We start from the raw sequence: 26,416 nt of genomic DNA on the forward strand, positions 1-26,416 counted from the left end.
CCGGGGCGCAGGCTTTTCTAGGCAAGGCATGCGCTGTGCGCCCCGGGGGCGCAGCTCCATTCCCTCCACCGATCCCTGTCATGCTGATCCGAATCGTCGAAATCCTCTTCCCGCTGTTCTCGATCACCGCGCTCGGCTATTTCGTCGGACGCCGCGTCAAGCCGGATCTGTCCCACGCCAACAAGCTGAACATGGATGTTTTCGTGCCGGCACTGGTGTTCGCTGCGCTGGCGAACAAGGCTTTCGATGTTGGTGCCTTCCTGCCGCTGATCTGCGCCGCGACGCTGATGGTGGTCGGGACCGGTCTCGCAGCGTGGGTGCTGGCGCGTGCGGTCGGCATCGATCCCAAGACGCTGGTGCCGCCGATCATGTTCAACAACTGCGGCAATCTGGGCTTGCCCTTGGCCGTGCTGGCCTTCGGCGAGGCGGCACTGGCGCCGATGGTGGTGCTGTTCATGGTGTCGAACCTCATCCACTTTTCATTCGGCGCCTGGCTGCTCGATCACCGGGTCCGGCTGCTGACGGTGTGGAAAGTGCCGTCGGTGGTGGCGACCGTCCTCGGTCTTGCCGTCAGCCTGACGCACTTCGAGGTCTGGCCCCCCTTGCTGACGGCGATCCGCATGCTTGGCGAGATCTCCATCCCGCTGATGCTGTTCGGCCTGGGCGTGCGGCTCGCGGATTCGCGCATCAGTGCGCTTGGTGTCGGGGTCTTGGGCGGCGGGTTGGCGCGTCCGCTGATCGGGCTCGCGCTGGCGTGGGCCGTGCTGCAGGTCATCGAACTGCCGCAGCGCGAACAGGCCCTGGTGCTGGTGTTCGGCGCCCTGCCGCCGGCGGTGCTCAACTTCATGTTCGCCGAGCGTTACCAGCAGGAGCCGGGCAAGGTGGCCTCGATGGTGCTCATCGGCAACCTTGCGGCGGTGGTGTTCCTGCCGCTGGCACTCGCGCTCGTGCTGGACTGACATGTCGGAGGCGAGCCGGCTGCGGCGAGGCAACCTCTACGTACCGTTGCCCGAGGCGGGCGTCGAAGAGCACTTCCAGACGCTCTTCGCGGGAACCGCTTGCCGGGTCGAGCGCATCGTGTCGCACCGCCATGCCAGTCCGCCGGGCTTCTGGTACGAGCAGGCCGAGGACGAGTGGGTCGTGCTGCTGCAGGGGGCGGCGGAGTTGGGTTTTGACGATGGCGGGCGGATTGCGCTGACGCCCGGCGACTGGGTGGAGATTCCCGCCGGCTGCAGGCACCGCGTGCTGTCGACGGCCCTGGCCACGGTGTGGCTGGCCGTGCATGGTTCGCGTTCGGGGGCAGCGCCCGCCTGAGTCGGAGGGCGGTCAGGGTTCCGCCCTCATGCCTGCGCCCCGGTACTTGTCCGCCTGCCCCATCAGTTGCCCGATCAGGTCGACGGGCACCGGAAACACCAGCGTCGAGGTCCTGTCGCCTGCCACCTGGGTCAAGGTCTGCAGGTAGCGCAACTGCATCGCCGCAGGCTCGCGCGACAGCATTTCGGCGGCTTCGAGCAGCGATTGCGCAGCCTGCTTTTCGCCTTCCGCGTGGATCACCTTGGCGCGGCGTTCACGCTCCGCCTCGGCTTGGCGCGCAATGGCGCGAACCATGCTCTCGTTGAGATCGACATGCTTGATCTCGACGTTTGCCACCTTGATCCCCCAGGCGTCGGTCTGGGCGTCGAGAATCTGCTGCACGTCGAGGTTGAGCTTCTCGCGCTCGGCCAACATCTCGTCGAGTTCGTGCTTGCCGAGCACCGCACGGAGTGTCGTCTGTGCGAGCTGGCTGGTCGCCATCAGGTAGTTTTCCACCTGGATGATGGCCTTTTGCGGATCGACGACGCGAAAATACACCACCGCATTGACCTTCACCGAGACGTTGTCCTTCGAGATCACGTCCTGCGGCGGCACGTCCATTGTCACCACCCGCAGGTCGACCTTCACCATCTGTTGCACGCCGGGGATCACGATGACCAGGCCCGGCCCCTTCACGCGCCAGAAGCGGCCGAGCAGGAAGATCACGCCGCGCTCGTACTCGCGCAGGATCTTGACCGAGGCGACGACGAGGAAGATCAGCAGCACCAGCAAGGGCGCGAGACCGAACTGAAGATCGAGCATCATGGCGGACTCCCGGGAGGGTGGGGGGGATCGGTGGGGGAAACGTGGAGGACGAGGCCATCCATGCGCTCGACGCGGACGGGCGCGCCGGGTACGAGCGGACGATCGGCCCGGGCGCGCCAGTTCTCGCCGTGCACCGCGATCCACCAGGTGCCGTCCGGTGCAGGGCCGATCACCGTGCCGCGCGTGCCGAGCATCGCCTCGCGCCCACTGACGACTGCGCGGCGCAGGCTGCGTGCCGCGAGGTTGCCGATGGCGAGCAGGATCGCGGCGCTGGCCAGGGCCAGGCCCACGATCAGCGCCAGCGGGATGCCGAATCCCGGCACCTCGGCGTCCATCAGGAACAGGCCGCCGACGACGAAGGCGATGATGCCGCCGATGCCGAGTGCGCCGAAGCTGGGCAGGAAGGCCTCGGCCAGCATCAGGCCGGCGCCGACCGCCAGCAGCAGCACGCCGGCCCAATTGACCGGCAGCAGCTGGAAGGCATAGAGCGCGACCAGCAGCGAGATCGCCCCGGCGATGCCCGGTACGCCGAAGCCGGGTGAGGTGAACTCGAAGAACAGGCCATAGATGCCGATCATCATCAGGATCAGCGCCACCTGCGGGTTGGCGAGTACGGCGAGGATACGGTTGCGCCAGTCCGGTTCCAGACGCTCGATGGCCAGGTCCGCCGTGGCGAGCGTGCGCTTGCCGTCGAGGACCGCGATCTCCCGGCCGTCGAGTTTGTGCAGCAGGTCGGCGGTGTCCATGGCTATGATGTCGATCACCCCCTCCGTCAGCGCTTCCTCGGCGGACAGGCTGGCCGCCTCGCGCACCGCGCGTTCGGCGAAATCGACATCGCGACCGCGCAGTTGCGCAAGGCTGCGGATGTAGGCCGTGGCGTCGGACATGGACTTGGCGGCCATGGCATCGGCCGGGCTGCGGGCGGTTGCAGGGCGTGAGGTCGTGGGGCTTGCAGGCGCCTGCTCTGTCGTCCGCTCATCGGACGTGGCGGCGGGGGTGTCCGTCTCCTCTTCCCGCGGCGCAGTGCTGCCGGGTTGGGGGCCGCCGAGGCCGATGGCGACGGGCGTCGCGGCACCGAGGTTGGTCGCCGGCGCCATCGCGGCGATATGGCTGGCGTAGAGGATGTAGGTGCCCGCACTCGCCGCTCTGGCGCCCTCCGGGGCGACGAAGCCTGCGACCGGTACGGGCGAGGCGAGGATGTCCTTGATGATGCTGCGCATCGAGGTGTCGAGCCCGCCGGGGGTATCCATCTCGATCACGACCAGTTGCGCGCCGCGCGCGGTGGCCTGAGCCAGTCCCTTGTGGATGTAGTCGGCGCTGGCCGGACCGATGACGCCATCGATCCGCAGCACAAGCGCGAAGCCGGAACTGCCGTTGGCGGCAAGGAGGGTCAAGCCGGCACTGCTGAGCAAGAGAAACAGCAGGGCGACGACATGGCGGAAGACAATCCCATGGCGGGTCGACATCGACACTCTCCTCGGGCGGTCGCGGCATCAGTGTGGCGAACCCTGATGATCGGAGTGTCGGAGGGTGGCCGAAGTTCAGCGCTTCGGCTGCATGGGTGGCGATGGTGCCGTTGAAGGGCGGGCCTGACTGCGATGTGCCCGCCCGCCGCGGGCCGATTTCAGTATCCGCCGAAGCGGTCGATCCGACGGCGATCACGCTTGGTCGGGCGGCCATGCAGGTCGGCGCCCGGCGGTGCGGCGAACCTGCGCAGCTCGCGCGCGCGCTCACGCTGTTCGATGCTTTCGGTCGTTTCTTCGTAAAGCGTTTGCGCGACCGTCGCCGATCCGCGTTTTTCGGCAATCGCGCGCACGACGACCGAGCGGGTTTCCTCGCCGATGGTGACGTCGATCCGGTCTCCAGCCTTGACCTCGCGGGCGGGCTTCACCGCTGCGCCATTGAGCTTGACCTTGCCGCCATCGACGGCCTCGGTGGCAGCAGTACGATGCTTGAAGAAGCGGGCTGCCCACAGCCATTTATCGAGACGGGTGCGCACGCTGCTGGGGGAGGCCGCTGCGTCTACCACCGAAGAGACACCGTGCGCAGACTCCTTCTCCACAGCCCCTCGTCCTCGCGTGACGGGTGTCTCACTCGTCATTGCGGCGCCTTGTCGAGCCGAGTTCGGGCGTCGCTCGCCCAGTCTTCCTGCGGGGCGAGTTCGAGCGCCTTCTGCAGCGCTAGACGCGCGTCGGGGTGTCGGCCGGCGGCCTGCTGAGCGAGCCCAAGGTGGTAGAACACCGCCCCCTGCGTCGGGGCGAGTGTGCTTGCGGTTGTCAGAGTGGCGACCGCATCGCCGTGCCGGCCGAGCTTGTGCTGGATCCAGCCCAGGGTGTCGAGCACCATGCCGTTGTCGGGCAAGGCTTTGCGCGCCTGTTCGGCTAACGGCAGGGCCTCGTCCGTGCGACCGCGTTCAGCAAGCATGTGCGCGAGGTTGTTGAGCGCCAGCCCGTGCTCTGGTGCGCGTTCGAGGATGTTGCGGTACTCGGCTTCCGCGGCCTTGGCCTGATCGTTCGCCTGCAGCAGGCTGGCTAGCAGGAAGCGATTGCGAATGCTGTCGGGGCTCAGCTTCACCAACCGGCGTGCGGTGTCGATCGAGGCCTTGAGTTTGCCTTGGCGCGACTCGATCGCCGCGAGCAGGTATAGGGTTTCGGCATCGTCCGGCTTCAGCTTCAGGGCGGCGCGTGAGGCCGCCTCGGCACGCTCGTATTGGGTAGCAAACGCGAAGTAGCGTCCAGCCTCGAAGTGCGCCACAGGATCGGTGGGATAGCGCTGCTGTAGCAACTCTGCGGCCGTGGTGGCCGCGGCGAGGTCACCGCTGGCCTGCGCAGCGGCTAGCCAGCGCGTCACGATCGGGCGCGGGGCACCGGTTTCGGCAGCAAGTTCGCGCAGCATGGCGGCGGCGGCAGCTGCGTCCTGGGCGTCGAGCAGCAGCTCGGCCAGCCGTGACTTGGCGCGCAGCGGCTGGTGGTTTGCGGCGGCGAGCGCGTGCAATGCATCGATCGCCTGCGGGCGGCGATCAAGGGCAATGAGCGTTTCAATACGTTGGAATTGCGCCTCGATATTGTCTGGGGCGAGCTTGAGGGCGCGCTCCAGCGCGGCGAGAGAGCCTGCGCCATCCCCGGTGTCGCGCAGCGCGATTCCGCGCGCGAGCTGGTAGCCTGCATTGCCGGGTTCGGCCGTCGCGGCCTTGTTGAAGCGGGCCAGGGCCTCCTGAGTCTTGCCCAGGCGCAGGTAGGCGGTGCCGAGCACCACGTTGGCGTTGAGTTCGGCACCGCGCGCCTGCTCGGCCAGTCCGTCGAGCAGCGCCACGGTGTCCTCGAAACGTCCGCTGAGGTTGTAAAGCCGACCGAGGTTGATCTTGACCCCGATGTAGCCCGGCGGCGTGCCGGTGAGGCCCTTCTCGAAATGACTGATGGCGGCAGGAATCTCGTTGCGCGCCTCGCGGATCAGGCCCATGCGCTGATGGGCAAAGCGATCGGCCGGGTCGATGCGCAGGGCACGCTCGAAATGCTCGATTGCCTCGTCGTTGCGGTCCATCGCCAGCAGCAGCGAGCCCGCCTTTGTGATGGCCGAGCTGCGCGTGGGGGCGAGTTTGATGGCCGTCTGCAGGGCTGCCAGTGCCTCCTTCGGTTGTGCCCGCAGGCCGAGCGTGACACCGAGCAACTCGTGCGCGGCGGCGTCGCGCGGATGGATCTTGACCGTTTCGCGGGCGAGTTGCTCTGCACCTTCCAGGTCTCCGGCGCGCAGTCGCTTGACCACTGCATCCAACGAGGGGGCGGCCTGGCCGCGTTCGAATCCGAGTTCGGGCAGCGTGCTGGACAGGGACTCGGTCAGCTCTGCCGCCCGACGTTCATCCTCGACCATCAGCGCGGCGGGTGCGACCCCCGCCCACAGCACCGTGCTTGCGGCGAGAAAGTTGCGCGCGAGAAGCGTAGCGCTATGAGGGCGTGTCCCGGTCATGGTGTCTCCAGCATTTGAGTTGGAACCGGTATTCCACCTGTGCGCGATCGATCGCGCAAGGACCTGTTCCACACGATGACAAACGAACGGCGGCTCCGAAGAGCCGCCGTTCGCTGCCAAGGCAGGTGCTGCTTAGTGCTTGCGACGGCGCGCGAAACCGGCCCCGAGCAGGCTCGCGGCAAGCAGGCCGAGCGTGCCGGGCTCAGGGACCGTCCCGCCACCATCAGCGGTCACGGTGATGAGGTCACGCTCGGACGCGCCGGCGACACCCGGGGCGATAACGGTGAAATCATAGTCGCCCGGCGTCAACCCGGTGATCGTCATGTCGAAGGTCCGCGACTCGCCGCCGGCAACGTCGTCGCAGCCTTCCGTGCTGGTGCACACGAAGCTGATATTCAATCCGGCGGGCACGCCACCCTGCACGGCCAGGGACAGGTCGAGGGTGGAGGTGGCGTCACCGATAGCACCGACGATCGAATCGACGATGTTGGCGATGGGCACGGAGGCGAAGTTATTGACGATCACGCCGCCGGTCGCGGCCACGATCGAGTCGGCCTGGTTGCTGCCGTCGATGCCGCTGTTGTCGCCGCTGCTATTCATCGCGACCACGGTGACGCCGTTCGCCGTCAGTGCCGCAATGGCCTCATCCTGGCTGACAGTGGTCGTGTGCGAAACGATATCGCCGAACCATACGATCACGCGCGCCGCGCCTTCACGCCAGCCAGTCGCCAGACCGGTGCTGTAGCCTGCACCGCCGTTATCGGTGGTGCCAAGCCCGTCCGTGAAGCCGCCCGAGGTGGCCACCTGGTGCAGCGCAAAGAAGTTGGCTTCCGGGCTGTCGCCGCCGCCGCCAGCCGCCCAGGTGTTGATCGCAGCTTCCACCTGCGTGGTGTCGGTGGTGATCATCGATTGGCGGGAGTATGCCGCCGTCAGGTTGGCAGCGGGCGGGCTCGCGATCGGAACACCTTCGCGGGGGTCGCCATCGTAGCTGCCGACGCCGAAGGCGATATCGGTATACGTGTCCTGCAGTGCGGTCAGGAGGGCTGCCGCCGTGGTCTTCACGTTGTTGATGGGGCCGCCCATGCTGCCGGTGTCGTCGGTGAGGAAGAAGACGTCTACCTTGCTGGCGCCGATGGCGTCGGTGGTGACCGTTTTGCTGACGGTGACCGAGCCACCGACCGCAATAGTTGCCTCGAAGGTGGCGGGGCTAATCGATCCGGCGATAGCTGCGGCCGGGACGGTGAAGGCCGCGGTGATGGCGGCGGTGATGATGAAGCGTTTCATGTTTTGGGCTCCTCGCAGGAATGAGCGCTTTGATTGCAGTGCCGGGATCGACTGGGAGCTTCTTGGGTCGGTCTCCCGTCAAAGAGCTCATAGCAATATTGGGGCCATGACATGAAAGTGTTTATAAAACAGTGAATTGTTTTCTTGCAGCTGGCGTGGGAAGATGAGATTGTAAAAAACGTCGACAGCCTTTCTCCTATGTAATGCCCTCTTTGCCCGGCGAGCAGGGTGGCCGAACACTTGCATGTGGTGCTGAGCTTTGGCGCTTACGTTGGTCGCGGATTAAATGCACAGGCCCCCGGCGCCCTCAAGGGGCAGGGGGCCTGCAGGCTTTCGCGATGAGGGCGGTTTCAGCCGATCATGCCCGCACCCACCGTGTTGTTGGTGCTCTCGTCGATGATGATGAAGGCGCCGGTGGCGCGGTTGTCCTTGTAGCGGTCGGCGACGATCGGCTGTGCGAGCTTGAGCGTGACACGGGCGATGTCGTTCATGGCGAGGCCGGTGCTCGCTTCTCGCTCCAGGGTGTTCACATCGAGCCGGTAATCGATGGTCGCGACCTTGGCCTTCACCTCGCGAGTGGTGTGCCGCACCAGATAGGTTCGGGCCGGATTCAACGGGGTTTCCGACAGCCAGCACACGGTGGCGTCGACTTGCTTGACGGGTTCTGGCGCCTCGCTCGACTTCACGATGAGGTCGCCGCGCGAGATGTCGATCTCGTCTTCCAGCAGCAGGGTCACCGATTGCTCGTGGATCGCGCGCGGCAGGCTGGCGCCTCCGAGTTCGATGCGCTTGACGCGGCTGGTGACTCCCGAAGGCAGCACGGTGACAGCCTCGCCGACGGCGATCTCGCCCGATTCGACCCGGCCCATGAAGCCGCGGTAGTCGTGCAGCTCGGGGTTGGCGGAATCCTGCGGGCGGCACACGAACTGCACGGGCAGGCGGAAGTTCTCGGCCTGTTCGGTGTGGGCGGCGGGGGCGTTCTCGAGGATGTCGAGCAGGGTCGGGCCGTCGTACCAGCCGAGGCGCTCGCCGCGATCGACGATCATGTCGCCTTCCAGCGCCGAGATCGGGATGAAGCGCACGTCATTGATGCCGAGCTTGCCGGCGAAGGCGAGGTACTCCGCCTTGATGCGCTCGAACACCGCCTGGTCGTAGTCGACCAGGTCCATCTTGTTGACCGCGACCACCAGGTGGGGAATGCCGACCAGGCTGGCGAGGTAGGAGTGGCGGCGGGTCTGCGTCAGCACGCCTTTGCGCGCATCGATGAGGATGATCGCCAGGTTGGCCGTGGAGGCTGCGGTCACCATGTTGCGGGTGTACTGCTCGTGGCCGGGGGCGTCGGCGATGATGTACTTGCGCCGGCCGGTGGAGAAGTAGCGGTAGGCGACGTCGATGGTGATGCCCTGCTCGCGCTCGGCCTGCAGGCCGTCGGTGAGCAGGGAGAGGTCGACCGCGCTCATGCCGCGCTTGGCCGAGGTCTTCTCGATGGCGTTGAGGGTGTCGGCGAGGATGGTCTTGGTGTCGAACAGCAGGCGGCCGATCAGGGTGCTCTTGCCGTCATCGACGCTGCCGCAGGTGAGGAAGCGCAGCAGGCCGTTATCGATCTCGGGCAGGTGTTCAAGGGCGGACATGGTCATGATTCCTTCAATCTTTCTGTCAAATTCAGTTGCTGATCGGCGCCGTTTGCCTTGCTTGCCGCTGGGGCCGCGCGGGGTATTCCTTCCGAGGCTGCGGAACTCGCCCTTCGGGCTCAGACAGTCCTCGCCTCTTCACGCATACCCCACACATCCCCAGCTACGTGCTTGCTGCGCGAAGGCACAGAACCCTCTACGTCCGCGGGTTCTGGTCTCGCGTTGGGCTGCTCTCACGATGCCTGGATGCGCACGGGGTGTTCCTGAAGGGGCGAGGACTGTCCGAGCGCAGCGAGTTCCGCAGCCCCGGAGGGAACACCCCGTGCGCGTCCCCGCAACGAACCTTTCAGCACAGACACTCAAGCAAGAAAACAACGCTCAGAAATACCCTTCCTTCTTCCGCTGCTCCATCGACGCCTCCGAAGTCTGGTCGTCCATCCGCGTCGCACCTCGCTCGGTGATCGTCGTCGTTGCCGTCTCTGCGAGGATCTTCTCCACCGTGTCCGCGTCGGATTCCACAGGCGCCGTGCAGGTGATGTCGCCCACGGTGCGGAAGCGCACCAGTACGTCCTCGACGACGTCGCCGTCCTTCGCCGGGGTCAGCTCGGTCACCGGCTGCAGCAGGCCGTTCTTGCGCACTACCGGGCGGGGGTGGGCGAAGTAGATCGACGGCAGTTCCAGCTGCTCGCGCTGGATGTACTGCCACACGTCGAGCTCGGTCCAGTTGCTGATCGGGAAGGCGCGGATGTTCTCGCCCTTGTGGCTGCGCGCGTTGTACAGGTTCCACAGCTCGGGGCGCTGGTTCTTCGGATCCCACTGCCCGAACTCGTCGCGGAAGCTCATGATGCGTTCCTTGGCGCGCGCCTTCTCCTCGTCGCGCCGCGCGCCGCCGATGCAGGCGTCGAAGCCGAACTCCTCGATCGCCTCCAGCAGGGTCACCGACTGGTGCTTGTTGCGCGACTCGCCCGGGTGCTTCAGCACCACGGTGCCGCGCGCCATCGAGTCTTCCACCGAGCGCACGATCAGGCGTTCGCCCAGCTCGGCGGCGCGCTTGTCGCGGAAGTCGGTCACTTCCTTGTAGTTGTGGCCGGTGTCGATGTGCATCAGCGGGAAGGGGAAGCGGCCAGGGCGGAAGGCCTTCTCGGCCAGGCGCAGCAGGCAGATCGAATCCTTGCCGCCGGAGAACAGCAGCACCGGGTTGGCGCACTGGCCAGCGACTTCGCGCAGGATGTGGATGGCTTCGGCCTCGAGCCAGTCGAGGTGGGACAGCGTCTGTTTGGTCAGCGTCGACATGATCAATTTACCGTTGCGGATGCTTGTTCGGGTGTGTGCGGAAGGCGCGCAGGGCCGCCTTGAGGCCGGCGCGTAGCGCGCCCAGGCGGTGTTGCAGGCTGCGGCGGCCGGCGCCGACCACGGGCGTGTGCGGGGCCTGCGCCGGGTGCTTGGCGTTCATCGTTTTACCCCTTCTTGACGTGGAGGCCGCACTCCTTGGAGGCGGGGTCTTCCCACCACCAGCGGCCGGCGCGCACGTCCTCGCCCACGGCAATGGCCCGTGTGCAGGGCGCACAGCCGATGCTGGGGTAGAACTGGTCGTGCAGCGCGTTGTAGGGCACCTCATGCAGGCGGATGTAGGCCCAGACTTCTGTCTCGCTCCAGTCCGACAAGGGGTTGAGCTTTTCCAGCCCGTTGGCGCCGTCGAACTCGCGCAGCGGCAGACCGCTGCGGGTGACCGACTGGGCGGCGCGCAGGCCGGTGATCCAGGCCTGCTTGCCCGCCAGTGCACGGCGCAGCGGCTCCATCTTGCGCACGCCGCAGCACGCCTTGCGCAGTTCGACCGAGTCGTAGAAGGCGTTGATGCCGTGGCTGCGCACGAAGGTCTCCACTGCGGTCGCATCCGGGAAGTAGATCTTCAGCGTGGTGCCGTAGCGTTGCTCGACCTCGCCGATCAGCGTGTAGGTCTCGGCCGGCAGGCGTCCGGTGTCGAGCGAGAAGATCTCGATCGGCAGGCCGTTCGACAGGATCAGGTCGGTCAGCACCATGTCCTCGGCGCCGAAACTGTTGGCGAAGGCGAGCTCGCCCTTGCCACCGAACTCGGCCACCGCCTCGCGCAGCAGGGCCAGCGCGGCCGCGGCCTTGGCGCCGACGGTGGCACGCAGCGCGTCGGTCAGGGCAGGGCGGGTCGCCGGGTTGCGGGTGGCTGGGCGCAGGATCGAGACGCTCGCGTTCATCAGGCGGCCTCCCCCTGCAGCGGGCGGCGCGATTGGCGGCGGAACAGCGGTTCGGGTCGGTCGACCGCAGCCTGGTAGGGCTCGGAGAAGTCGTTCAGGCTGGCGAGTGCGGCGTCGAGCTGGGCCGGCGTGTACTTGCCCTCCTGCGGCTGCAGCACGCTGAAGCCGCAGCGCAGCAGGAAGAAGAACTGGTCGCGCAGCACGTTGCCGATCGCACGCAACTCTCCGCCGTAGCCCAGGCGGGTGCGCAGCAGGGTGGCGATCGAGTAGCCGCGACCGTCTGCGAACTTGGGGAAGTCGACCGCAACCAGCGGCAGTGCCGACAGGTCCGCCGTCAGCGCGGCCGGATTCTCGTTGCCCGCCAGCCAGACGCCGAGCACGCCCGCCTCGGCCTTGGGCAGCAGTTCCTCGCGGCGCGCCTGCCACACCGCCAGCGGCACGATCACGCGGCCGGCGGGCAGGGCGATGGTGGCAGCCTCGTCCCCTTCGGCAAGGCGCAGCACGGTCCACTCGTCCGCATGCACGCGACCGTTCTTGATGATGTCAGACATGGGCGATCTCCTTGGCTTCGAGGCGCGCGGTGCGCTCGGCATAGACGCGGGTCTTGAAGGACTCCACGCCGATGCGGCGGACGGTGTCGATGAAGCGCTCGTCGTCCTGGCGGTTGTCGATGAAGTTGTTGATCAGCGAGCTGATCACGTCGGGCATCTCTGCGGCGGCGAAGGACGGGCCGATGACCTTGCCCAGCGTGGTCTGGTTGCCCTGGTCGCCACCGATCGTCACCTGGTAGAACTCCTCGCCGTTCTTGTCGACGCCGAGGATGCCGATGTGGCCGACGTGGTGGTGGCCACAGGCGTTCATGCAGCCCGAGATGTTGATCTCGAGTTCGCCGATGTCGAACAGGTAGTCGAGGTTGTCGAAGCGGTCCTGGATGGCGTTGGCGATCGGGATCGACTTGGCGTTGGCGAGCGCGCAGAAGTCGCCGCCCGGGCAGGAAATGATGTCGGTGAGCAGGCCGATGTTCGGCGTCGCCAGGCCGATCGCGCGGGCCTCCTGCCACAGCGCGAAGAGGTCGGCCTCGCGCACGCTGGCGAGCACGATGTTCTGTTCATGGGTGCTGCGCACTTCGCCGAAGGCGTAGCGGTCGGCGAGTTCGGCGACGGCGTCGAACTGGTCTGCCGTGAGATCGCCCGGCGCCACGCCGTAGGGCTTGAGCGACAGCACGACGCTGGCGTAGCCCTGCACGCGGTGGTTGCGCACGTTGCGCCGCGCCCAGGCGGCGAAGGCCTTGTCCTCGGCGAGCCGCGCGCGATAGCCGGCATCCTGCGCCAGCGCGCTCAGCACCGGATCGTTGAAGCGGCCGGCGACGCGGTCGATCTCGGCCTGGGTCAGCGTCGACGGGCCGTCCTTGAGGTGGGCGAATTCTTCCTCGACCTGGCGCGCGAACTCGGGCACGCCGAGCGCCTTCACCAGGATCTTGATCCGCGCCTTGTAGGCGTTGTCGCGACGACCGTGCAGGTTGTAGACGCGCAGGATCGCCTCGCAGTAGTTGAGGATCTGCTGCCACGGCACGAAGGCGGCGACTTCCTCGCCGATGATCGGCGTGCGCCCCAGACCGCCGCCCACCAGCACGCGAAAGCCCAGTTCGCCAGCGGCGTTGTGCACGATGTCCAGCCCGATGTCGTGCACCCGGATCACCGCGCGGTCTTCCTTCGCGCCGTTGACCGCGATCTTGAACTTGCGCGGCAGGAAGGCGAACTCGGGGTGGAAGGTGCTCCACTGGCGCAGGATCTCGCACCACGGGCGCGGATCGACGATCTCGTCCGCGGCCACGCCGGCGAACGGGTCGGAGGTGACGTTGCGGATGCAGTTGCCCGAGGTCTGGATCGCGTGCATCTGCACCTTGGCCAGCTGGTCGAGGATCTCGGGCACATCTTCCAGGCGCGGCCAGTTGAACTGGACGTTCTGACGCGTGGTGATGTGGCCATAGCCGCGGTCGTAGGTGCGGGCGATGTGCCCGAGCGTGCGCAGCTGCTTCGAGTTCAGGTTGCCGTAGGGCACGGCGATGCGCAGCATCGGCGCGTGGCGCTGGATGTAGAGTCCGTTCTGCAGGCGCAGCGGACGGAACTCGTCCTCGGTCAGCTCGCCGGCGAGGTAGCGGCGGGTCTGGTCGGCGAACTGGGCAACGCGCTCATCGACGATGCGTTGATCGTATTCGTCGTACTGGTACATGTTCTGTCTCTCGTCGAGGGGAGCCGCGGAGGCGCCGGATTGCAATTCTTTGAGCCGGTGCGCCGTGACGGGGCACCGATCCCTGGGAGTGCCGCGATCGTAGAGGCTTGCCTTAGGGCTCAGAAGGTGTTCGGGGTTAAACTCTAAGAATTGAAAGTTATAAAGTCCGGCCATGAACCTGCAGCAACTGCGCTACATCCACGAAGTCGCCCGTCGCGGGCTGAATGTCTCGGAGGCGGCCGACGCCTTGTTCACTTCGCAGCCGGGGGTGTCGAAGCAGATCCGCCAGCTCGAGACCGAGCTTGGCATCGAGATCTTCGAGCGCCACGGCAAGCGCCTTGTCGCCGTGACCCAGCCCGGGCGTGCGGTGCTGGCGATCGCCGAGCGCGTGCTGCGCGACCTCGACAACCTGCAGCAGGTGGGTGACGAATTCGCCAACGAAGGCGTGGGCAGCCTGTCGATCGCCACCACCCACACGCAGGCGCGCTACGTGCTGCCGTCGGTGATCCGCGACTTCATGCGGCGCTACCCGCAGGTCAAGCTGTCGCTGCACCAGGGCAGCCCACGGCAGGTGTGCGAGATGGTGCTCGACGGCACCGCGGACATCGCGATCGCCACCGAGGCCATCGCCGACTACGACGACCTGGTGATGCTGCCCTGCTACCAGTGGAACCGCTGCATCGTCGCCACGCCGCGCCATCCCATCCTGCGCGAGGCACCGCTCACGCTGGAGGCGATCGCGCGCTATCCGCTGATCACCTACGACGACGCCTTCACCGGCCGCAGCCTGATCAACAAGGCCTTCCTCGGCCGTGGGCTGAAGCCCAACGTGGTGCTGTCGGCGATCGACTCGGACGTGATCAAGAAGTACGTGGAGATGGATCTTGGCATCGGCATCCTCGCGCGCATGGCCTACAACCCGGAGGAGGACCGGCGCCTGGGCATGGTGGAGGCATCGCACCTGTTCGAATCGAGCACGACGCGCATCGGACTGCGCAAGCGCGCCTGGCTGCGCGCCTATATCTATGCCTTCATCGAGGGCTTCGCGCCGCACCTGACGCGGCGCATCGTGGATGCGGCGCTCGCCGGCGGCGGCACGGACGCCGGCCTGTAGGCGGGTCGGTGCTGCGTCAGCCGCGCTCGAACCAGCGTTTCAGGCGCACCCCGCGCAGGCCGGCGCCAAGACCCACGATGAGGCGCACACGGGCCTTCAGCGGGTCCAGTGCCACGCATTGCAGCCAGTTGTTGGGACGGCCCGCCAGGTCTGCGGTCACGCCACCGCCGCAACGGCTGGCCAGCACCACCGGCACCGACGCGGGTAGTTCTTCTTCGATGGCAGCCTCCCAGCTCTGCGGCAGGCTGGCGTTGCCCGGCAGTCCGAGCACGAGCCCGGCCGCGCCGGTCAGCAGGCTGGCACGGGCCAGCGCACGCACGACGGCCGACGCCAGTGCGGCGGAACTGCCGGCGCCGACGGTGAGCAGTTCGACGGGCGGCAGCACCTGCACGCTGTCGGGCAGACTGATGCGGCTGTAGCGGTAGGGCGCGAGGGCCTGCAGTTGGGCGTCCGTCGCGCTGACGGTGAGCGCCTCCGGCGTGCTGAACGCATCGACCGCGCTGGGGTGGCGCTTGGTGACGAGGGCGGCCGGCAGGATGCGGTCGCCCAGCACGGCGAGCACGCCGGCGCGGCCGGCGGCGGGGCGGCAGGCCAGCTGCACCGCCTGGTACAGGTTCAGCGGGCCGTCGGCCGACAGCGCGGTGGCCGGGCGCATCGCGGCGGTCATCACCACCGGCTTGGCGGTGGCGAGCGTGATGTGCAGGAAGTAGGCGGTCTCTTCGAGCGTATCGGTGCCGTGCGTGATCACGATGCCGTCGATCTCGGGATCGTCGGCCAGGGCCTGCACGCGTCGCAGCAGGATCAGCCAGTGCGCCGGACCCATGTCCTTGCTGTCGATGGCGAACAGCGCCTCGCCGCGGACGTCGGCCAGCGTCGCCAACTGCGGCACGGCCGCGAGCAGGTCGTCCGCGCCAAGCTGACCGGCGGTGTAGCCCTTCGTTTCGATTGGCGAGCTGGCGACACCGGCAATGGTGCCGCCGGTGGCGAGCAGGGCGATGCGAGGCTTGCGCGTGCTCAAGGTATCGTGGTCCGCAGTTGAAGGTTTGGCTCAGGGGGTGTAGTGGCGGGCAAGGACGCGGTACGGCGCTCATTCACGCAAGGCCATGATGCGCCGCTCACGCTCCTGTTCGAGGAGCCGCGTCGCCGCATCGGAGGGCACGCCAAGCGCTTCGAGTGCGGCACCTGCCAGCTTGAGGGCAGACTCCAGCGTCTCGGGCACGACGACCGATGCGCCGGCCTCGCGCAGGATCAGCGCGTGCTTCTCGTCGCGTGAGCGCGCGATGATACGCATCTCCGGGACGATGCGTCGAATGCCCTGCGTCGCGTGCGTGGCCGCGGCGGTGTTGTCCATGGTCAGCACCACCGCGCGAGCGCGCTCGATGTGCAGCTTGCGCAACAGCTCTGGCCGGCTCGCGTCCCCGAACACCACCGGCGTGCCCACGCCGCGGTGGCGGTCGATGAGCTTGGTGTCGTGCTCGATCGCGATGAAGGAGACCCCCTGCTCGGAGAGCATCTGCCCCACCATCTGGCCGACCCGTCCGTAGCCCGCGACGATCACGTGCTCGTGCAGTTCGCCCAGTTCCTCATCGGGCGGCGGGGCGTCGGGCGTGATCTTGCGGTCCAGTGCGTCGCCCAGCATCTGGCCAAGGCGGGCGACGAGCGGCGCTGCCAGCATCGATACGCCGACGACGATCAGCATGAACTGGCCGATCGGTCGTGAAATCAGCTCGAACCCGAGGGCGAGGCCGATCACGATGAAGGCGAACTCACCCCCCTGGCCGAGCAGCAGGCCGCCCTCGACCGAACGCCCCCAGGACATGCCGAACACGCGCAGCAGCCCGGCGACGATGAGCCCTTTGAGGGCCAGCAGGCCGAGGACAGACAGCGGAATCCACACCGGTTGCTCGGCGAGGGCCCGCAGGTCGATGCCCATGCCCACCGACAGGAAGAACAGCCCCATCAGCAGTCCCTTGAAGGGCTCGATGGTGATCTCGACCTCGTGGCGGAACTCGGTCTCGGCAATGATCAGGCCCGCCAGCAGGGCGCCGAGCGCCATCGACAAACCCGCCGACCAGGTCAGGGCGGCGACCCCCAGCGTCGTCAGCAGCGTGAGCGCTGTGAAGGTGTCGGGTTGGCGGTCGGATGCGATCTGGTGAAAGAGCGGACGGATGACGCGACGCCCCACCAGGTACAGCACCACCACCGTGAGCACGCCCTTGAGCGCCGCCGATGCGAGCAGGAATCCGAAGCTGCTCTCGCCGCTGGTCGCGCCGAGAATGCTGATCAGCACGAGCAGCGGAACGACCGCGAGATCCTGGAACAGGAGGATGGCGAACGAGGACTGGCCCAGTGGGGTGCCGAGTTCGCGGCGCTGGATCAGCAGCTGCATCACGATCGCCGTTGACGAAAAAGCGAGCACCGTACCGAGGATCACCGAAGCCTCGACCGGATTGCCGAACTGCGCGGCGACGAGGCCGATCGCTGCGGCCGTCAGCAGCACCTGCAAGCCGCCGAGGCCAAAGACGAGCCGCCGCATTGACCACAGGCGTTCGACCGACATGTCGAGGCCGATCATGAACATCAGGAAGATCACGCCCAGTTCGGCGAGAAACTCCACGTCTTCCGGCCGGCCGAAGGTCAGCCACGCCAGCCAGGGCAGGTCCGCCGCGAACGAAGCCAGGCCATAAGGGCCCAGCAGCGTGCCCACTGTCAGGAAACCGAGCACGGGGTTGACCTTCAGCCGGCCGAGCAGGGGCATCAGCACCCCGGCGAGGGTGAGGAAGAGGATGATCTCCTTCAGGAAAGGAACCGAGTCGTGGGCATCCATGAGGGCGGAAAGTGGATTCAGTGTTTAATTTTACGCGACGCTCCCGCCGTCGCTCCGGCGCTCAGTGCACCTCGGGCGCACCTGCCGCGGCCTCTTCCTGCTGCTGCAGCAGCCACATCTGCGCGTATGCGCCGCCTTTCGCCAGCAGCGGGGTGTGGCGGCCACGCTCGACGATGCGTCCGCCGTCGAGCACGATGATCTCGTCCGCATCCATGATCGTCGACAGCCGGTGCGCGATGACCAGCGCGGTGCGGCCCTGCGCGGCGCGCTCGATCTGCGCCTGGATCGCCTTCTCGGTCTTGGAGTCGAGGGCCGAAGTGGCCTCGTCGAAGATCAGGATGGCGGGGTTCTTCAGCAGGGCGCGGGCGATCGCCACGCGCTGCTTCTCGCCGCCCGACAGTTTCAGGCCGCGCTCGCCGACACGCGTCTCGTAGCCGTCTGGCAACTGGCGGATGAAGTCCTCGAGCTGGGCGGCGCGCGCCGCAGCTTCCACTTCCTCGCGGCTGGCGGTGGGGCGACCGTACTGGATGTTGTAGAACAGGGTGTCGTTGAACAGCACAGTGTCCTGCGGAACGATGCCGATGGCTGCGCGCAGGCTGTCCTGCGTGAGCCGACGGATGTCGTGGCCGTTGAGGCGGATGGCGCCGCCCTGCACGTCGTAGAAGCGGTAGAGCAGGCGGGCGAGCGTCGACTTTCCCGAGCCTGAGTGGCCCACGACCGCCACCGTGCTGCCGGTCGGAACCTCGAAATCGACGTCGAACAGGATCGGGCGCTTGGCGTCATAGGCGAAGCTGACCTTCTCGAAGCGCACGCTGGCCGGGCCGGCCGGCAGGGTGAGGGCGTCGGCTGCGTCGGCGATCTCGCGGTGCTGGTGCATCAGGCCGAACATGCGTTCGATGTCGGTGAGCGACTGCCGGATCTCGCGGTACAGCACGCCGAGGAAGTTCAGCGGGATGTAGAGCTGGATCAGGAAGGCATTGACCAGCACGATGTCGCCGATCGTCATTTCGCCGGAGGCGACCCGGATCGCCGCCTGCCACATCATCGCGGTGACGGCCACCGCGATGATCGCCGCCTGGCCGACGTTGAGCGCAGACAGCGAGTACTGGTTGGTCACCTGTGCCTTGGTCCATTTCTGCAGCTGTTCGTCGTAGCGCCGCGCCTCGAACGCCTCGTTGTTGAAGTACTTCACCGTCTCGAAGTTGATGAGGCTGTCGATGGCGCGCGCATTGGCGGCGGAATCCAGTTCGTTTGCCTGGCGGCGCAGCGCGGTGCGCCAGTTGGTGACCTTGACCGTAAACACGATGTAGATCACGAGTGCGGTGAGGGTGATCAACGCGAACACCGCGTCGTACTGCACCAGCAGGATGCCGATCACCAGTCCGATTTCGATCAGTGTCGGCAGGATCGAATACAGCGTGTAGCTGATCAGCGAGCCGATCGAGCGCGTGCCGCGCTCGATGTCGCGCGTCAGGCCGCCGGTCTGGCGTTCCAGGTGGAATCGCAACGACAGCGCATGCAGGTGGCGGAACACGCGCAGCGAGATCTCGCGCACCGCCTGCTGCGTGACACGGGCGAAGACGACCTCGCGCAGCTCGGTGAGCAGTGAGGTCGAGAAGCGGAAGGCGCCGTAGGCAAGGAGCAGCGCCGCGGGCACGACGATGAAGGCCTGTTCGCGCGTGATCGTGAGGTCGTCGATCAGGTGCTTGAAAACGATGGGCACCGTCACGTTCGCGCCCTTTGCCGCAACGAGGCAGGCGAGCGCGAAGATCACCCGGCCCTTGTAGGCCCAGATGAAGGGAAACAGGCTTTTCAGGGTCTGCCAGTCGTGACGTTCGGTCGGCTCGGTGGCGGGCAGGGCGGCGGAGGGGGCGCGTCTCATTGAGGCAGTCCGGGGTGGGGCGGCGGAAGCGCCCGATTCTGTTGCCCGGCCGGGCGGGAGTCAAACCCGTGCCTTCCGGAGCGCCGTTCCATAAACGGCGCTTGACAGTGAATAAAGAGAATGTATTATTCAAACAAACGTTTGAAAGAGATTGCCGATGTCCGCCGAGCACCGTAATTCACCGCCCGAAACGCGTGACCGCATCCTCGATGCGGCCGAGCGGCTGTTCGTCGAGCATGGCTTCGAAGGCACCTCGATGCGCATGATCACCGGGGCGGCGAATGCCAATCTTGCTGCGGTCAATTACCACTTCGGCAGCAAGGACGCGCTGATCCAGGCGGTTTTTCGCCGCAGGCTGACGGCGCTGAACGAGACACGGCTTGCCGCGCTCGACCGGCTGGAGGCCGAGGCGGGCGAGGCGCCCCTGAAGCCGAGCCGCATCGTCGAGGCCTTCTTCGGGACGGCGCTGGCGCTGGCTGCCGACACCGAGCATGGCGGCAACCTCTTCATGCGCCTGCTCAGTCGCACCTACAACGAGCCGAACGCCTTCGTCCGTCAGTTCCTCGCCGAGGAGTACGCCGAAGTCATGGATCGCTTCCTCGGGGCGCTTTTCCGCGCGCTGCCGGGTGTGCCGCGCACCGAGGTGATGTGGCGCTTCCATTTCATGATGGGGGCGATGTCCTTCGCCATTGCCGGCATCGAAAGCGTGCATGCGATGGCGGGCATGCCCTACGAGACCGATGACCCGGCGAAGCTCCTGCCGCGCCTGATGAGCTTCCTGCTCGGGGGCCTGCGCGCGCCGTTGCCCGACTTCGGGGCGAGCGATACCGACTGATTTCAACGACAGGGCGCCGAATCGAAACCGAGCGCCCGGCAAGAGGAGAACGTGATGATCTGGTTGTTGCTGGTTTCCCTCCCTCCCTTGGCAGGTGCGCTCGCCTACGGGCGAGCGCCACTTTTTGCCTGGTTGCTGGCGGGCCTGGTGTGGCTCGCGGCAATGGGCTGGGCGGCCGACTGGCCGGTGGCGGTGACGCTGCTCGCGCTTGTCGCATATGGCGGCACGATGAGCCTGTTCCTCGTCGACGCACTGCGCCGACAATGGGTGACGGCGCCAATCTTCAAGGCCTTCCGCAAGGCGTTGCCGACGATGTCGCAGACCGAACGGGATGCGCTGGAAGCCGGTACGGTGTGGTGGGAGGGTGAGCTGTTCCGTGGCGAGCCCGACTGGAAGAAGCTCCAGAACTACCCCTGGCCGCGTCTCACGGCCGAGGAACAATCCTTTCTCGACAACGAGGTCGAGGAGCTGTGCCGCCTGACCAACGACTGGGCGTGCACCCAGCAGCAGGACATGCCGGCCGAGGTGTGGCGGTACATCAAGGACAAGGGTTTCCTCGGGATGATCATCCCGAAGGAATACGGCGGCAAGGGCTTCTCAGCCTATGCCCACTCGCAGGTCATCACCAAGCTGTCGACCCGCTCGTCTGCCCCGGCGGTGACGGTGATGGTGCCGAACTCCCTTGGCCCGGCGGAACTGCTGCTGCATTACGGTACGCCCGAGCAAAAACAGCATTACCTGCCCGGACTGGCCTGCGGCCGCGAGATTCCGGCGTTCGCGCTGACCAGCCCGTGGGCAGGGTCGGACGCCGCCTCCATTCCCGATGCCGGCGTGGTGTGCAAGGGCATGTGGAACGGCGAGGAAGTGCTGGGGGTGCGTGTGAACTTTGACAAGCGCTACATCACGCTCGCCCCGGTGTGCACCGTATTCGGCCTGGCTTTCCGTCTTTACGACCCCGACGGGCTGCTCGGCGGCGACAAGGATATCGGCATCACCTGCGCGCTGGTGCCACACGACCATCCCGGCGTGGACATCGGTCGCCGCCACTTTCCGCTGAACGCGGTGTGGATGAACGGACCGGTGCGTGGCAAGGAGGTCTTCATGCCGCTCGATTTCATCATCGGCGGACCGAAGATGGCCGGCCAGGGCTGGCGCATGCTCATGGAGTGCCTGGCGGCCGGGCGCTCGATCTCGCTGCCGGGCTCGAATGCCGGCATGCAGAAGCTGACCGCGCGCGCCGTGGGTGCCTACGCCCGCGTGCGCTACCAGTTCAAGACCCAGATCGGCCGTTTCGAAGGCGTCGAGGAGGCGCTGACGCGCATTGGCGCCAACACTTACCTGTGTGACGCGGCGCGCGTGATGACCGCGGGCGCGATCGATCTGGGCGAGAAGCCGTCGGTGGTGTCGGCGATCGTCAAGTATCACGTCACCGAGCGCGCGCGCCAGGTAGTCAATGACGGCATGGACGTGATCGGCGGCAAGGGCATCTGCCTGGGGCCGCAGAACTTCCTCGGCCGTGCCTACCAGCAGATTCCGGTCGGTATTACGGTGGAGGGGGCCAACATCCTGACGCGCAGCCTGATCCTGTTCGGTCAGGGCGCAATCCGTTGCCATCCGTTCGTGCTCGAGGAGATGGGCGCCGCGCAGCGCAATGACGCGCGCGCCTTCGACAAGGCCTTGTGGGGGCATGTCGGCTTCACGGTGTCGAACGCGGCGCGTGCGGTGGTGATGGGCCTGACCGGCTCGCACTTCGTCAAGGTGCCGTCGGACGTCGCGCCCGAGACGCGCCGCTACTACCAGCAGCTCACGCGCTTCTCGGCCGCCTTCGCCTTCATCGCCGACATCTCGATGGGGACGATGGGCGGCGCGCTCAAGCGTAAGGAGAAGCTGTCGGCCCGCCTGGGCGACATCCTGTCTCTGATGTACCTGGCCACGGCAACGCTCAGGCGCTACGAGGCCGACGGCCGGCCGGCTGCCGATGCGCCGCTGATGCACTGGGCGATCTGGGACTGCATGTTCCGCATCCAGCAGGCTTTTGAGGGCGTGATCGCGAACTTCCCGAACAGGCTCTTCGCCCTCGTGCTGCGCCGTCTCGTGGTGTTCCCGCTCGGCCGGCCCTACGTGGTGCCGTCCGACAAGCTGGGGCATGAGGTCGCGACGCTGCTGATCACGCCATCGGCCACCCGCGACCGGCTGACGTCCGACGTCTATCTGCCGACGGATATCGAGGAGCCCGTCGGCGCGCTCGAAGCGGCGCTGGCGGCGACGATCGCGGCGGAACCGATCGAGGACAAGCTCAAGCAGGCGCAGCGCGACGGCCGCTTCAAGCCCGGTCTGCTCACCACTGGCGACGCGGACGAAATGTGGCGCCAGGCGCGCGATGCCGGCGTGATCAGCGAGGACGAGTATCTCATCGTCGAGCGCCGCAACCTGCTGCGCGACAAGGTCATCCGTGTCGATGACTTCCCCTATGACTTCGGCCTCAAGGCGGCACTGGACGAGGCGCCGACGGTCGCGCCGGCCCTGAAGGAGGCGGCATGAGTCGTGATGTGTTCATCGTCGATGGCGCACGTACGCCCTTCCTGAAGGCGCGTACCGGCCCCGGTCCCTTCACCGCGGCCGACATGGCCACCGCGGCGGGTACGGCGCTGCTGATGCGCCAGTCCTTCGCGCCCGACCAGCTCGACGAGGTGATCCTGGGCTGCGCCAGTCCGGCGGCGGATGAAGTGAACATCGGTCGCGTGGTGGCGCTGCGGATGGGGTGCGGCAATGCCGTGCCCGGGTGGACGGTGATGCGCAATTGCGCTTCGGGCATGCAGGCGCTGGATTCTGCGATCGCCAACATCCAGTGCGGCCGTTCGGGGCTGGTGCTGGCCGGCGGTGTGGATGCCCTGTCCCACGCCCCGCTGCTGTTCTCCGAGAAGATGGTGCGCTGGCTGGCGAACTGGTACGCAACCAAGACGGTCGGCCAGAAGCTGGTGGCGCTCAAGTCCCTGCGTCTGGCTTACCTCGCACCGGTCATCGGCATCATGAAGGGGCTGACCGACCCCATCGTCGGCCAGTTGATGGGGCAGACCGCCGAGAATCTCGCATTCAAGTTCGGCATCACGCGCGAGGAGATGGACGCCTATGCGGTGGAGAGCCACCGGCGCGTGGTCGCCGGGCAGGACGCCGGCCACTACGCGGACGAAATCGTGCCGCTGATCGACCGGGACGGCACCGTGTATGGTGCCGATGACGGCGTGCGGCGCGATTCGTCGATGGCCGGGCTGGCGAAGCTCAAGCCCTTCTTCGACAAGAGGTACGGCCGCGTCACGCCTGGCAACAGTTCGCAGATTACCGACGGCGCGGCCTGGCTGCTGCTGGCGTCGGCCGAAGCGGTCGAGCGTCATGGCCTGCGACCGATCGGACGCATCGTCGATAGCCAATGGGCCGGGCTCGCACCGGATCAGATGGGGCTGGGGCCAGTGCATGCGGCGATGCCGATCCTGCAGCGCCACGGGTTGGCACCGAACGATCTCGACGCATGGGAGCTGAACGAGGCGTTTGCTGCGCAGGTGATCGCGTGCCTGCGCGCGTTCGATGATGACGAATATTGCCGCACCCATCTCGGAGTGGATGCCGCACCGGGTGCGCCCGATTCGGCACGGTTGAACGTCGATGGCGGTGCGGTGGCGCTGGGGCATCCGGTCGGTGCGAGCGGCGCACGCATTGTCCTGCACCTGCTGCACGTGCTGCGCTGCACCGGCGGCAGGCGCGGGCTGGCGTCGATCTGCATCGGCGGGGGGCAGGGTGGCGCGATGCTGGTGGAGGCCGTGCAATGACGCAATTCACGCAACAGACCTGGAAGCACTGGCGACTGCGCCGGGAGGACGACGGTCTGGCCTGGCTGGAGATCGACTGCGCCGATGCCGCAGCCAACACCCTGTCGGTCGAGGTCATGGCCGAGTTCGCGCAGGTGCTCGATGCGCTGGATGCGCGCTCGCCGAACGCGCTGGTGATCGCCTCGGGCAAGTCCGCCGGCTTCATCGCCGGTGCCGACATCGAGGAATTCACGCAGCTCGATTCGCCCGCTGCCGCGCGCGCCCTGGTCGAGCGCGGCTGGAGCCTCTTCAACCGTCTCGCCGCGGTGCGATACCCGACGCTCGCGCTGATCCGCGGGCATTGCCTGGGCGGCGGCCTGGAACTGGCGCTCGCGTGCCGTTACCGCATCGCGGTGGACGAGCCCGGCACCAGGCTCGCCCTGCCGGAAGTGATGCTCGGCATCGTCCCGGGCTGGGGCGGCATGCTGCGCCTGCCGGCCATGATCGGCCCGGCGGCCGCGCTCGACATGATGCTGACCGGCAAGAGCGTCGATGCGGACAAAGCCAGGCGCCTCGGGCTGGTGGATGACTGCGTTCCCGTGCGCGTGATGGAGTCCGCCGCGCGCATCATGGCGCTGTCCGATGCCCCGCCGCACAAGCTGCCGTTGCAGGAGCGCGTGCTGCGCTATGCGATGAACGGCCCGCTGCGCGTCAAGGTGGCGGACAAGGCGCGCAAGCAGGCCGCCGTGAAGGTCAGCCGCGACCACTATCCTGCGCCCTTCGCCATCGTCGACATCTGGGAGAAGCACGAGGGCAACGCGCTTGCAGTGCCGGCGGGCGATCCGTCCTCGCTCGAGGCGATCTTCGCCTCGCCGACGACCAAGAACCTGGTACGCGTGTTCTTCCTGCAGGAGCGCCTGAAGGCCTTCGGCAAGGACAACGATTTCGCACCGAAGCATGTGCATGTGGTCGGCGCCGGCGTGATGGGTGGCGACATTGCCGCGGTGTGCGCGCTGCGCGGCATGCGGGTGACACTGCAGGACCAGTCGGTCGAGCGCATCGCGCCGGCCGTCCAGCGCGCGGCGAAGCTGTTCGAGCGCCGCTACAAGGGCGACGCGCGTCAGGTCCGCTTCGCGCTGGACCGGCTGATTCCCGATCCACAGGGGCAGGGTGTCGCGCGCGCCGATCTCATCATCGAAGCTATCTTCGAGAATCTCGAGGTCAAGCGCAGCCTGTTCGCCGATCTCGAGCGTCGCGCGAAGCCCGACGCGGTGCTCGCCACCAACACCTCCAGCCTGCGGCTGGAGGACATCGCCACGGCGCTGCAGGACCCGTCGCGCCTCGTCGGCATCCACTTCTTCAATCCGGTTCCGATGCTGCCCCTGGTCGAGGTGGTGCAGGGGGAAAGTACCGATGCCGAAGCGCTGCGTCGTGCGACCGGTTTCGTGCGTGCCATCGACAAGCTGCCGTTGCCGGTGAAGAGCGCGCCCGGCTTCCTCGTCAATGCGGTGCTCGGGCCCTACATGCTCGAGGCGCTGCGCTGCGTCGAGGAGGGGCGCTCGCCGGAAACCGTCGATGCCGCGCTGGTGCGCTTCGGCATGCCGATCGGCCCGGTCGAGCTGGTCGATACCGTCGGGCTGGACATCGCGGTTGCCGCCGGCAAGGCGTTGGCCGGCGAGGGCGCGCGGCCGCCGCAGCGCCTGTTGCGCCTGGTCGAGGAAGGCAAGCTCGGACGCAAGAGCGGCGAAGGCTACTACCGCTGGGTCGATGGCAAGGCGCAGAAGGGCGAGGCCGGCGCAGCCGGGCCCGAACTGGCCGAACGCATCCTTGCGCCGCTGCTGGCCGCCACCGAGCGCTGCGTGCGAGGGGGCGTGGTCGCCGATGCCGATCTGGCCGATGCGGGGGTGATCTTCGGCGCGGGCTTTGCCCCGCACACCGGTGGGCCGCTGCACTACGACCGCAGCCGCGGGAAAACCCGGATTGGCGGTTTCCCGGGCCAGGCGGAAGGTGCGCCGCAAACCGTCACCCAGGAGTGAACCATGAGCGAGCCATCCGTACCTGTCTCTGAGCTACCCCATGACAAGCAGCCCGCGCTGAGGGTCATGCCGATGCCTGCGGACCTCAACCCGGCAGGTGATGTATTCGGCGGTTGGGTGATGTCGATGGTCGACATCGCCGGTGCGATTCCCGCCGTGCGCCGTGCGCGTTCGCGCGTGACGACGGTCGCGGTCAATTCCTTCGTCTTCAAGCAGCCGGTATCGGTCGGCGATCTCGTGAGCTTCTATGCGGAGGTCAGTTCGATCGGGCGTACGTCGATCACGGTCGATGTCGAGGTGTTCGCCGAGCGCGATCCCGAGAACCCCGTTGTGGTCAAGGTGACCGAGGCGCGACTGACCTATGTCGCCCTCGACGACAAGGGACGCAAGCGTCCGCTGCCAGCCGGATGAGTTTTGTTGGTGAGTAGTGCGTTTTTTCAGTAGAGCGGGACAAACCCGCAAG

General features: G+C 67.0%; 22 protein-coding genes. 8 read left to right on the forward strand and 14 right to left on the reverse strand.

Going from position 1 to position 26,416, the window contains the following annotated elements; translation table 11 throughout:
* The first annotated feature begins 80 nt into the window (after positions 1 to 80).
* Both AC731_RS17310 and AC731_RS17315 read left to right on the forward strand, forming a co-directional pair.
* Complete coding sequence (locus AC731_RS17310; RefSeq protein ID WP_048708009.1) at positions 81 to 959, forward strand: AEC family transporter; 879 nt, start codon at positions 81 to 83, stop codon at positions 957 to 959.
* A 1-nt stretch (position 960) separates the two neighbouring features.
* On the forward strand, positions 961 to 1,314 hold the full coding sequence (locus AC731_RS17315) for a cupin domain-containing protein (RefSeq protein ID WP_048708011.1): 354 nt from the start codon (positions 961 to 963) through the stop codon (positions 1,312 to 1,314).
* Between the two features lie 12 nt (positions 1,315 to 1,326).
* On the opposite strand, the gene AC731_RS17320 is transcribed toward AC731_RS17315, so the two are convergent.
* From AC731_RS17320 to AC731_RS17365, 11 genes are all read right to left on the reverse strand, one after another.
* A complete protein-coding gene (locus AC731_RS17320) occupies positions 1,327 to 2,115 on the reverse strand; it encodes a slipin family protein (RefSeq protein WP_048710311.1) in 789 nt (262 codons plus the stop codon).
* Complete coding sequence (locus AC731_RS17325; protein WP_048708013.1) at positions 2,115 to 3,584, reverse strand: NfeD family protein; 1,470 nt, start codon at positions 3,582 to 3,584, stop codon at positions 2,115 to 2,117. The genes AC731_RS17320 and AC731_RS17325 overlap by 1 nt, the downstream gene beginning before the upstream one ends.
* 158 nt (positions 3,585 to 3,742) lie before the next feature.
* Positions 3,743 to 4,219 carry an RNA-binding S4 domain-containing protein gene (locus tag AC731_RS17330; protein WP_237266559.1) on the reverse strand — a complete coding sequence of 159 codons (477 nt, stop codon included), beginning with the start codon at positions 4,217 to 4,219 and terminating at the stop codon, positions 3,743 to 3,745.
* Positions 4,216 to 6,081, reverse strand: coding sequence for a tetratricopeptide repeat protein (locus AC731_RS17335; protein ID WP_048708018.1), 1,866 nt, complete (start codon positions 6,079 to 6,081; stop codon positions 4,216 to 4,218). Before AC731_RS17335 ends, AC731_RS17330 begins: the two co-directional genes overlap by 4 nt.
* 132 nt (positions 6,082 to 6,213) lie before the next feature.
* Positions 6,214 to 7,365, reverse strand: a complete 1,152-nt coding sequence (locus AC731_RS17340; protein ID WP_048708021.1) for a PEP-CTERM sorting domain-containing protein — start codon at positions 7,363 to 7,365, stop codon at positions 6,214 to 6,216.
* A 350-nt stretch (positions 7,366 to 7,715) separates the two neighbouring features.
* Positions 7,716 to 8,996 (reverse strand): sulfate adenylyltransferase subunit CysN, encoded by a 1,281-nt coding sequence (cysN, locus tag AC731_RS17345; protein ID WP_048710314.1) that lies wholly within the window; start codon positions 8,994 to 8,996, stop codon positions 7,716 to 7,718.
* Between the two features lie 378 nt (positions 8,997 to 9,374).
* The gene (gene cysD / locus AC731_RS17350) at positions 9,375 to 10,289 is read right to left on the reverse strand and encodes a sulfate adenylyltransferase subunit CysD (RefSeq protein WP_048710317.1); all 915 of its coding nucleotides are present in this window, start codon (positions 10,287 to 10,289) and stop codon (positions 9,375 to 9,377) included.
* Positions 10,290 to 10,296: 7 nt separating this feature from the next.
* On the reverse strand, positions 10,297 to 10,449 hold the full coding sequence (locus tag AC731_RS20095) for a hypothetical protein (RefSeq protein ID WP_004253676.1): 153 nt from the start codon (positions 10,447 to 10,449) through the stop codon (positions 10,297 to 10,299).
* A gap of 4 nt (positions 10,450 to 10,453) precedes the next feature.
* Positions 10,454 to 11,224, reverse strand: coding sequence for a phosphoadenylyl-sulfate reductase (locus AC731_RS17355; RefSeq protein ID WP_004253679.1), 771 nt, complete (start codon positions 11,222 to 11,224; stop codon positions 10,454 to 10,456).
* Positions 11,224 to 11,775: a DUF934 domain-containing protein gene (locus AC731_RS17360; RefSeq protein ID WP_048708024.1), complete on the reverse strand. Its 552-nt coding sequence runs from the start codon at positions 11,773 to 11,775 to the stop codon at positions 11,224 to 11,226. Before AC731_RS17360 ends, AC731_RS17355 begins: the two co-directional genes overlap by 1 nt.
* Positions 11,768 to 13,456: a nitrite/sulfite reductase gene (locus tag AC731_RS17365; protein WP_048708025.1), complete on the reverse strand. Its 1,689-nt coding sequence runs from the start codon at positions 13,454 to 13,456 to the stop codon at positions 11,768 to 11,770. The genes AC731_RS17360 and AC731_RS17365 overlap by 8 nt, the downstream gene beginning before the upstream one ends.
* A gap of 172 nt (positions 13,457 to 13,628) precedes the next feature.
* Between AC731_RS17365 and cysB the strand changes: the two genes are divergently transcribed.
* A complete protein-coding gene (gene cysB / locus AC731_RS17370) occupies positions 13,629 to 14,570 on the forward strand; it encodes an HTH-type transcriptional regulator CysB (protein WP_004253687.1) in 942 nt (313 codons plus the stop codon).
* Positions 14,571 to 14,586: 16 nt separating this feature from the next.
* On the opposite strand, the gene AC731_RS17375 is transcribed toward cysB, so the two are convergent.
* The 3 genes from AC731_RS17375 to AC731_RS17385 form a co-directional block, all read right to left on the reverse strand.
* The gene (locus AC731_RS17375) at positions 14,587 to 15,588 is read right to left on the reverse strand and encodes an asparaginase (protein ID WP_048708030.1); all 1,002 of its coding nucleotides are present in this window, start codon (positions 15,586 to 15,588) and stop codon (positions 14,587 to 14,589) included.
* A gap of 69 nt (positions 15,589 to 15,657) precedes the next feature.
* A complete protein-coding gene (locus AC731_RS17380) occupies positions 15,658 to 17,397 on the reverse strand; it encodes a cation:proton antiporter domain-containing protein (RefSeq protein ID WP_048708033.1) in 1,740 nt (579 codons plus the stop codon).
* 61 nt (positions 17,398 to 17,458) lie between these two features.
* Positions 17,459 to 19,279: an ABCB family ABC transporter ATP-binding protein/permease gene (locus tag AC731_RS17385; protein WP_048708036.1), complete on the reverse strand. Its 1,821-nt coding sequence runs from the start codon at positions 19,277 to 19,279 to the stop codon at positions 17,459 to 17,461.
* A 157-nt stretch (positions 19,280 to 19,436) separates the two neighbouring features.
* Here AC731_RS17385 and AC731_RS17390 point away from each other — a divergent pair, with 157 nt between their 5' ends.
* The 5 genes from AC731_RS17390 to AC731_RS17410 are packed head-to-tail and all read left to right on the forward strand — an operon-like array spanning position 19,437 to position 26,364.
* A complete protein-coding gene (locus AC731_RS17390) occupies positions 19,437 to 20,114 on the forward strand; it encodes a TetR/AcrR family transcriptional regulator (RefSeq protein ID WP_048708037.1) in 678 nt (225 codons plus the stop codon).
* Between the two features lie 54 nt (positions 20,115 to 20,168).
* The gene (locus tag AC731_RS17395; RefSeq protein ID WP_048708040.1) at positions 20,169 to 22,655 is read left to right on the forward strand and encodes an acyl-CoA dehydrogenase; all 2,487 of its coding nucleotides are present in this window, start codon (positions 20,169 to 20,171) and stop codon (positions 22,653 to 22,655) included.
* Positions 22,652 to 23,938: an acetyl-CoA C-acetyltransferase gene (locus AC731_RS17400; RefSeq protein ID WP_048708042.1), complete on the forward strand. Its 1,287-nt coding sequence runs from the start codon at positions 22,652 to 22,654 to the stop codon at positions 23,936 to 23,938. The genes AC731_RS17395 and AC731_RS17400 overlap by 4 nt, the downstream gene beginning before the upstream one ends.
* On the forward strand, positions 23,935 to 25,953 hold the full coding sequence (locus tag AC731_RS17405) for a 3-hydroxyacyl-CoA dehydrogenase NAD-binding domain-containing protein (RefSeq protein ID WP_048708044.1): 2,019 nt from the start codon (positions 23,935 to 23,937) through the stop codon (positions 25,951 to 25,953). The genes AC731_RS17400 and AC731_RS17405 overlap by 4 nt, the downstream gene beginning before the upstream one ends.
* Before the next feature lie 3 nt (positions 25,954 to 25,956).
* Entirely contained in the window at positions 25,957 to 26,364 is a 408-nt protein-coding gene (locus AC731_RS17410) for an acyl-CoA thioesterase (RefSeq protein ID WP_038010909.1), read from the forward strand.
* The last annotated feature ends 52 nt before the right edge of the window (positions 26,365 to 26,416 follow it).

The sequence above is a fragment of the Thauera humireducens genome, assembly GCF_001051995.2.
Taxonomy (GTDB): domain Bacteria; phylum Pseudomonadota; class Gammaproteobacteria; order Burkholderiales; family Rhodocyclaceae; genus Thauera; species Thauera humireducens.

Bases quoted from the DNA above. Each gene is read 5' to 3' on its own strand.
- AC731_RS17310 (WP_048708009.1), top strand. From the start codon at position 81: ATGCTGATCCGAATCGTCGAAATCCTCTTCCCGCTGTTCTCGATCACC.
- AC731_RS17315 (WP_048708011.1), top strand. From the start codon at position 961: ATGTCGGAGGCGAGCCGGCTGCGGCGAGGCAACCTCTACGTACCGTTG.
- AC731_RS17320 (WP_048710311.1), bottom strand. From the start codon at position 2,115: ATGCTCGATCTTCAGTTCGGTCTCGCGCCCTTGCTGGTGCTGCTGATC.
- AC731_RS17325 (WP_048708013.1), bottom strand. From the start codon at position 3,584: ATGTCGACCCGCCATGGGATTGTCTTCCGCCATGTCGTCGCCCTGCTG.
- AC731_RS17330 (WP_237266559.1), bottom strand. From the start codon at position 4,219: ATGACGAGTGAGACACCCGTCACGCGAGGACGAGGGGCTGTGGAGAAG.
- AC731_RS17335 (WP_048708018.1), bottom strand. From the start codon at position 6,081: ATGACCGGGACACGCCCTCATAGCGCTACGCTTCTCGCGCGCAACTTT.
- AC731_RS17340 (WP_048708021.1), bottom strand. From the start codon at position 7,365: ATGAAACGCTTCATCATCACCGCCGCCATCACCGCGGCCTTCACCGTC.
- cysN (WP_048710314.1), bottom strand. From the start codon at position 8,996: ATGTCCGCCCTTGAACACCTGCCCGAGATCGATAACGGCCTGCTGCGC.
- cysD (WP_048710317.1), bottom strand. From the start codon at position 10,289: ATGTCGACGCTGACCAAACAGACGCTGTCCCACCTCGACTGGCTCGAG.
- AC731_RS20095 (WP_004253676.1), bottom strand. From the start codon at position 10,449: ATGAACGCCAAGCACCCGGCGCAGGCCCCGCACACGCCCGTGGTCGGC.
- AC731_RS17355 (WP_004253679.1), bottom strand. From the start codon at position 11,224: ATGAACGCGAGCGTCTCGATCCTGCGCCCAGCCACCCGCAACCCGGCG.
- AC731_RS17360 (WP_048708024.1), bottom strand. From the start codon at position 11,775: ATGTCTGACATCATCAAGAACGGTCGCGTGCATGCGGACGAGTGGACC.
- AC731_RS17365 (WP_048708025.1), bottom strand. From the start codon at position 13,456: ATGTACCAGTACGACGAATACGATCAACGCATCGTCGATGAGCGCGTT.
- cysB (WP_004253687.1), top strand. From the start codon at position 13,629: ATGAACCTGCAGCAACTGCGCTACATCCACGAAGTCGCCCGTCGCGGG.
- AC731_RS17380 (WP_048708033.1), bottom strand. From the start codon at position 17,397: ATGGATGCCCACGACTCGGTTCCTTTCCTGAAGGAGATCATCCTCTTC.
- AC731_RS17385 (WP_048708036.1), bottom strand. From the start codon at position 19,279: ATGAGACGCGCCCCCTCCGCCGCCCTGCCCGCCACCGAGCCGACCGAA.
- AC731_RS17390 (WP_048708037.1), top strand. From the start codon at position 19,437: ATGTCCGCCGAGCACCGTAATTCACCGCCCGAAACGCGTGACCGCATC.
- AC731_RS17395 (WP_048708040.1), top strand. From the start codon at position 20,169: ATGATCTGGTTGTTGCTGGTTTCCCTCCCTCCCTTGGCAGGTGCGCTC.
- AC731_RS17400 (WP_048708042.1), top strand. From the start codon at position 22,652: ATGAGTCGTGATGTGTTCATCGTCGATGGCGCACGTACGCCCTTCCTG.
- AC731_RS17405 (WP_048708044.1), top strand. From the start codon at position 23,935: ATGACGCAATTCACGCAACAGACCTGGAAGCACTGGCGACTGCGCCGG.
- AC731_RS17410 (WP_038010909.1), top strand. From the start codon at position 25,957: ATGAGCGAGCCATCCGTACCTGTCTCTGAGCTACCCCATGACAAGCAG.